Below are 7,680 nucleotides of genomic sequence, written 5' to 3' on the forward strand. Positions count from 1 at the left end.
GATTTGTCCTTGGAGGTTAGTTATGCACTCCGTGTAACAGCCTCCTTATCCATAGATGCCCCGATAAATACCACTCACAAGACTATTCTAATGCGTAACCCCTATGAAGAGACTGTTGCACGAAGGGATCTGCTGCGTTGCTTTCGGAATTCGGCTTTGGTCACGTACGTGAGTACGCTCCCTTCAGCCCTGGTGGAGCCTTGGTGCCCTACGGTACCTTGCCCTCATCCTCAGGCCTTGCATCTCATCCTTCGTGCAAAGTCTCAGCACATTTGAAGCAAATGTGCGAGAATGGCACTTCGTGCAAACATTCTCATGAAAGTTTTAGCTTGCAAGATAAAAGAGCCTCAACCGCATCATAGCGATTGAGGCTCTTTTCTTACACTACAGTAGTCACTGCTATTAGTAGACAAATGGCTTAGAAGTGTCCCGTGCCTTGCCTAGGTCAAAAGAGAGTCCCACTCCAAACTGGTTGAAAGCTCTATCCTGGGTACATAAGCGGTAGCTAAGATTGAGGTCGATTCGCTCCAATAAGTGGTAGCCTACGCCCATAGATAGATAGCTCATGTGATTGGTGAAAGCACCACCAAGTCGCATGCTCAACCCTTTGTGATAGGTTAGGCTGAGTCCACCACCAGCTGTATATACCTTGGACTTAAGAGGCTGCAGTACGTAGTCGGCAGAAACCATACCTTGTAGCAACCAATCGGAACAGAGCTGATAAGCAGCATCGCCCGAGAAGGTCACGGAGCCAGGCATACGGTACTTTCCACCCGCCTTGCCATATTGTACCAATCCACCAACATTACGAAGAGCTAGTGACCAATGGGTAGGTACCACTCCATTAATGGCTTGTGGGGCATAACCAACTCCGATACTTCCGCCACCAGTATAGGCGATCTTATTGATCTGCGACATGACGAAGTGGCCAATAGCATAGGCACTCCACGCATCGCTTATCTGCACAGCATACCCTAGGTCTACAGAGAGGTCTCTAGGGGTGAGCATACGTCCATCGCCATAATGATTGGAGGTAAGAATCTTGGGACTATGTGCATAGCGTGCACCCACGAGGATTGCATGTCGCTTTATCCTCCAGCCTAGCGAAAGAGCATTGTACACACTTCTACCGGTATCAAATCCTATCTCCTCATTAGGCAGATACTTAGTGGTCCAAGAGGCTGTAATCCCCTTGACATCATTACGAAAGATAGAGGTGGGCGACGTATAGATATAGTGTGTCCGTCCATAACTTGCCCCAGCTCCTACCCCCATACTCTCTGAAAAGAGGTCATAATTGTGTCGCACAAAAGAGAGTGTTGGCGACTCCTGGGCGGTAGCGTTACTCGTGAGGCTCATGATCAGTAATAGGCCAAAGAGACTTGCCACTGCCTTAGTTTTGCGATATCTATTCATCATACGATAAGTATTCATCAATATTTAACAAACTTGCGGTAATAGCTCTCACTACCACTCTTCACTACCAAGGTATATACCCCACCCGACAACTGCCGCACATCCAGCTCTACTTCACGAGCACCGAGTGCTGTATCGGTAGGATTGGGCACTTGCTGTCGTAGCACCTTGGTACCTTCACCATTCACTACTGATAGCTCTACATTCTTCATGCTGCTATTGAGCAGTACGTGGAGCACATCATAGGTAGGGATAGGGTACACGTGATAGACAATATCACTATCCACCACTCGTATATTGATGGACATATAGAGGTCGGCACCTTGGCTATCCATAGCCTTCAGCTGTACAGTAGACTTACCCAACTTGGTTGGATTAATCGTGAGGATAGAGCCCTTGAGCTGACTACTGAGTGCTTCTGTATTAGCTCCAGAGGTAATCTCATACGATACCTCGTGACCATCGGGGTCATTGACATACTTAGAGAGATCCAACTCAATAGCAGGTTTCCCAAGAGTAAGGAATAGGGTCTTAGGCAGTGGCGTAGTCATCACTGGAGCAGAGTTGGCATACACTTCAAACGAGAAGGATTGGGTGGCAGTGGCACCAAACTCATCGGTTACCTTGAGCACAAACTCATGAACCCCTATGGCACCACGTGCAGAGAGGTGTAGGATCAGTTCGGTCTCGCTCACTTCCTCAATTCGGACTCCCGTATGATTGCCAGAGAGACTATATGTAACCTTGTGCCCCTCAGGGTCATTCAAGAGCACTTTTATCTCTGCTTGCTCAGTGCCGGTCACACGATGCTGACCCTCGCTTACCACCTCTATCTTTGGTGGCTGATTGAAGAGCGTCTTGCCAGAGACAAAGGCTGGCTCTGAAAGATTGCCCCATCTATCTTGTGCCACAATAGCATAGTGATACTCGTGATCAAGCTTCAGATTCTTGAAGAGCACTTGTATCTCGTCGCCAGGCTCATAATTGAGTCCAAAGATACGACGCGACTTGGCACCCTTATAATTATCTTTAGTCAGAGCCTTCTCATCGTCGGAGTAGATATAGTAGTAGGTAGCTGTACGATCATCGCCATCCTTCACCGCACCAAAGCAGAGGGTCTGGGCAGTATACTGAGCCTCAATCTTCACTTCAGCTACAGCCTGAGGAGCTTGCTTTTGATTACGATCCAAGGCACGAGCTGCATCGAGATATCCCTTGCCCAATACCCCTTCAAAGCCAGGGTTGATAGCATCAATATCAGCTGGTCGCAGAGCGGTAAGAAGCTGTTGCTTACACTCTTCATTGGTAAAGCCTGAGCCACCAAAGTGAGAAACAATCAGGGCAGTCACACCACTTACGTGAGGGCAAGCCATAGAGGTACCTTGCATAAATTCGTAGTGGCTATTGGCCTGCACGATCTTACCACTCTCATCCTTTTGAACCCGCACAGAGGTGCTATAGATTTGTCCGCCTGGGTAGTGCATATCACCACCTGGGGCAGTGATATCTACGTACTCGCCTCTATTGGTATAGTAGGCTTTTTTCCAATCGGGTGCCATAGCAGCCACAGCGACCACTTCGCCATAAGCAGCGGGGTAAACGATATCATCCGAGCTCTCATTACCTGCAGCAAAAAGCACCACTCCACCCTTCATAGGCGAATCGGGTAGCTGATTGCCATCATTGTCACACCCAGCATAATCAATAAAGTAATCGATCGCCGCCTTGAGGGAAGGTGCTAGGAACTTAGCCCCACCCCAAGAGTTTTGGCTGATGACTGCTCCGTGGTTGGCAGCATAGACAAAGGCTTGCTCAAAAGCCTGTCCCTTACCTCCATGCCCGAAGGCATCGCAAACCATCACACGCACTCCAGAATTGGGGGTACCGTTACCACCAGCAATACCAGAGACACCAATACTATTATTATTGACCGCAGCGATCACACCAGCAACGTGCGTACCGTGAGCGTCAAAAGCGATATCGGCATTGCCATCGGCAAAGTTGTAACCGTGGATATCACCCACATACTTATCACCAGCAACCCCTGGCTTAGGGTTGACCCAGATATTTTGCTTCAAGTCCTCATGGTCGTAGTAGACACCACCATCGATCACCGCAACGATCACATTGGGCTTACCTACCTCCTTTTGCCACGCCTCAAAGAGGTTGAGGTCGGCACCTTTGAGAGACTTTAGACCACTACCATTATTGAAGTAGTGCCACTGCTTTGGTAGCATAGGGTCATTGAAAGGATAGGTCACCTGGTCAGGACGTACGGGATCAAAGTCAATTGCACGCAAGTTGGCACCGAAGAATAGCGGTGGCTCCTGATCCATCTGTCGGTAGATAGGTACCTGCTCTACAATCTCCACGCCGGGCAATTGCTTTACCTCTTCCAGAGCCCTTGTCTGGGTTCCCTTGGACTTTGTTGACTCATCGAGCACGATATCGTACCATAGATGCAATCCTGCTCTACGCATACGCTTTTCGAACTTAGGATCAATAGGGAAGAGAGGACGAACCTCCACAGCCCCTATCTCTTTTAGACACTCGGTTAGCTCTGGTACATTGGTCTCCCAGTCACCATCAACAGATGCTCTTAGGCTTCGCTCTCCTACGCGAGTTTGGTACGTTTCGCTCAGCTTTACTCTCACGATATTGGTGAGAACGCCCTCAGCAGGCACCACCTCTGTAGGCTTTTCACTTGGCACCTCCATAGCTCCCCCTCGCTCACTGGTACAGCTAGCTGCACCAAGGAGCAAAGAAGTAAGGGCTATGAGGAGAAATAGTCTATTTTTCATTGTCGTCATACTATCTACAGAAGTTATCTACCCACGTAATTCTTGCCAACGGCGACACCCTGCTTAATCACAGGTAAAGATAGCTTTTGGCTATTCTTTCCAGCGTGGTATGGGAGCATAAAGAGTACAAGGGATGGATCCTCAGCACCTTCAAAGTGAGCAAACTTCACTCTCAGTTGCAAGCCCTTGGTATCATTGATGAAGACATCAAATTGGTTTTGGTCGTCTGTCTTGCCCTTGTACTTGAAGCCCTCCTGCTCCATCAGAGCAGAGAATTCCTCAGTGATATAGAAGTGACCATTATTCTCGTAATATACGAGGTTGAAGTCGTACCACTCCTGCATCATACCGATAAATTCGCCTGGCTTCTCATCTTTATACGTAAAGTAGTAGTTACGATACTTTATCTCCTTGCTCTTTGGCACCTTATAGGCGATAAAGGCGAGACTATTTTCAGTATCATATTGAGAGGTAGAGGCATCGTAAACACCACCATTCTTCGCCTCATAATCCTCCACTTTGGCATAGTCAGAGCCAAATGGCACCTCAGGGTATGGGAACTTGGCAAAGGTAGGATACTTCTCCTTTTGCTTAGGGATATAGGAGTAAAGCACGTGAGGATTGAAAGCATAGTTACGCTTCACCTCTGCCATCACGCGCTTTTCAGGGTGATAAAGCTCATTATCGCCACGCTTCTCAGAAAATCCTGCATCGGTAAGTCCCTTGATAATGATATCATAAGCCTCATCGCTCATCACTTCATCACCTTCTTTATTGAAAGTGCGATAAGGCTCAGCAACGTCCATCTGGGCATACTCTAGGATACCACGGGTGGAGAAGGTATAGCTCATACGAGAGATAAGTGGGCTAATGGTATTGAAGTCGATAAACTTAGAGCCAGTAATTGCTGCCACCATACTCTTACGCTCTAGCTCAAAAGCAGTGACGATACTCTTGGTGCCAAATTCGAAGTCGATAAATGGTAGCATAAATAGAGGCCACTCCTTTTGAGTTACCGTGATAGTAGCTGTAGTGGCTACGCCCTCTACTTGGAAAAGGAGTTCTGCTGTACGCTCTTTACTAGCATTGGTCTCAGCATCCTTATTATTAGTTACAGAGAGCTTGATCTGGTTTTTCCATGGGAAGGCGGTCACCTTGAGCCACTCTTCACTACTTGTGACACTCCACTTTTCACCATTGAGGCGTACACTCACTTCGCTCTCATACTCCCAAGGCTCTAGGATAATATTCTCAGGAGCAGTCTGTACGAAGATAGGGCTACCCTCTTGAGTCACTGTCAACTGATGCACAGCGTCTCCTGCTTGGATCATCACCATTGCCTTCCGGCTTGTGATCTGACCATTGGCATCATAAACAAGTTTGATAGAGCCTTCCTGTGGAATAGCAGTGACCCAATCCCGGTTGGAGACAGCCACGACTTGCTCCTCATTGCTCTTCACATCTATAATCTTCTCACCTGCCTCCTTAGGCAATTGGATAACGTCACTTGCTACCTCAATCACTGAGGGTTCATCCACCGCAGCTTGTGGTGTACAAGCCCCTAAAGCGACCATGGCTACGAGGAGCGATAGGAGAGAGGACTTTATAAAGTTGTTTACTGTATTCATAATATGAGTATGGTAATATATATGATTTATCTATTCTTTCTACTTTTTTGTTGGTTGCTCTCAACACTCAATGAGTGAGATACAAGTCTAGTACCAGGATTGACCTGCACCACTAGCACAGGCTTTGGATCGCCAAAGAACTTAAACCACTGCACCGCCATGGTGAGGTTGCGCTCCTTGGAGATAAAGACATAGACTTGCTCCAAAATATTGTACTCTACAAATTCAAAGCCCTCTCGCTTGGCTAGTGCCTTAAACTCCTCAGTGAGTAGGTTATTGTATCCTTTATAATTCCAGCAAGCTCGTTCGGTCTGTGTAAAGAATTGACGAGTACGCTCAATGGTGATATTGCCATCTTTGTCTTTGTGAAGGAAGTAAAGTCGGCCATCGGCTCCATATTTACCAGGCTCACACTCAAACTCCATCTCATCTACAGACTCAATCTCATCATCGCTATAGGGGTAGATCATCTCTCCCCCATGGGCTGCCTCATAGGCCTTTACGCCTTCCACCCCAAGGTGAAAATCAGTAAATCCAAGTGGTAGCTCATCAAAGGTTGGATACTCCTTAGATTGCTTAGGGGTATAAGTAAAGAGGAGGTGAGGAGTATTCTTGAAGTAAGGCTTGATCTCCACCTCTAGGTTGCTCATCTCGGCATGCCGGAAATGATTCTCACCCAGCTCTACTGTAAAGCCAGATTGATTGAGGAACTCCACCAATTGCTGACGCTCTGAAGGACCTGTAAGGATACGGGTAGAAGAGGCATCCAGCTGAGCATAGAGGTAAGCACCACCCTCGTAGATGGTGTAGCTCACACGTGGAAAAGCGACACTCGTGGTGGTGAAGTCAAAGAAACGCTCATGGGTAAACTCAATGGTTCCACCTCGCTTCTCTTCGAACGCTTGAATATCTTGTCGGGTAGCCGACTCAAAGTTCATATAAGGTAGGAGAAAGTAGCTGATACCACTCTGTACCACAGAGACCTCGTGTGCCACGGTTTCGTCGGCACCCATACTGATCAGTATCTTACCCACCCTAGGCTCTCGGCTTCTGGTAGGTTGTACTTTAACCTCCATTTTATATGCAGAGGGGAGTGCTGTCACCTCAATCCAATCCTCTTGGCTTTGGGCCTTCCAATCATCATTATTAGTGATCACATCTATGGAGAAGAGCCCACCAAACTGATCTACATTCAGTTCTTCAGGAGAAGTCTCCACCTTGGGAGTGGCTTTTGCTTGAATAATGGTTAATTGCTTTTGGCTCTTGCCAGATTTGACCACCACACTGCCACGGCGCTCCTTTGGCTGGAGGTTGTCCTTCACTGAGATCTCTAAGACCCCATCTCTATTCTTAGCAGTAATCCAAGGGTTAAGTGTGTAGCATTGCCATGCTCCTGAGGTGCTCTGCACCTGTACGTCGTGGGAAGAAGAGTGGTTCTCAAAGGAGAGAATACCACTTTCCGAAAGCTCAATGGTCGCCAACTCATCCATGTACCCTTCGCTAGTACAGCTAGGCATTACTAGGAGACTGCATAGGCATGCCACAAAAGCCCATGTCGATAGCCTCTTGTAATGTGAATGAAGGAGCCGTTGCCACTTCAGCAATTCATAGTTTGAAAAAGACTTCATCTGTTTAGTGCAATAATAGTATGTAATTATAAAAAAAGTAATATGCTCATTAGGTCATAGGTTATTTTCTAAAACGTCCCACAATATTACTTATTTTTCTCCAAACTAAATACCCCACAGCACCCTTTTTTTAGGGGTTACGCATTAGGCTGGTCTTATCGTGTGATTTTTAGGGGGTGTCTATGAGTAAGGACCTCGGCAGAGGTC

4 protein-coding genes are annotated in these 7,680 nt (G+C 47.3%); all 4 read right to left on the reverse strand.

Annotated features, from left to right (window positions below; all coding sequences use genetic code 11):
• Positions 1 to 402: 402 nt before the first annotated feature.
• Genes HMPREF3027_RS04170 through HMPREF3027_RS04185 form a run of 4 tightly spaced genes read right to left on the reverse strand, consistent with a single transcriptional unit; the run spans position 403 to position 7,473 of the window.
• Positions 403 to 1,419 carry a PorV/PorQ family protein gene (locus HMPREF3027_RS04170; RefSeq protein WP_141756223.1) on the reverse strand — a complete coding sequence of 339 codons (1,017 nt, stop codon included), beginning with the start codon at positions 1,417 to 1,419 and terminating at the stop codon, positions 403 to 405.
• A 14-nt stretch (positions 1,420 to 1,433) separates the two neighbouring features.
• Complete coding sequence (locus HMPREF3027_RS04175) at positions 1,434 to 4,226, reverse strand: S8 family serine peptidase (protein WP_246830524.1); 2,793 nt, start codon at positions 4,224 to 4,226, stop codon at positions 1,434 to 1,436.
• A 14-nt stretch (positions 4,227 to 4,240) separates the two neighbouring features.
• A complete protein-coding gene (locus HMPREF3027_RS04180; RefSeq protein ID WP_070707224.1) occupies positions 4,241 to 5,845 on the reverse strand; it encodes a BACON domain-containing protein in 1,605 nt (534 codons plus the stop codon).
• A gap of 26 nt (positions 5,846 to 5,871) precedes the next feature.
• Positions 5,872 to 7,473 (reverse strand): BACON domain-containing protein, encoded by a 1,602-nt coding sequence (locus HMPREF3027_RS04185; RefSeq protein WP_083317501.1) that lies wholly within the window; start codon positions 7,471 to 7,473, stop codon positions 5,872 to 5,874.
• Positions 7,474 to 7,680 lie beyond the last annotated feature (207 nt).

Origin of the sequence: Porphyromonas sp. HMSC077F02 (assembly GCF_001815465.1) — a bacterium.
Classification (GTDB): Bacteria; Bacteroidota; Bacteroidia; order Bacteroidales; family Porphyromonadaceae; genus Porphyromonas_A; species Porphyromonas_A somerae.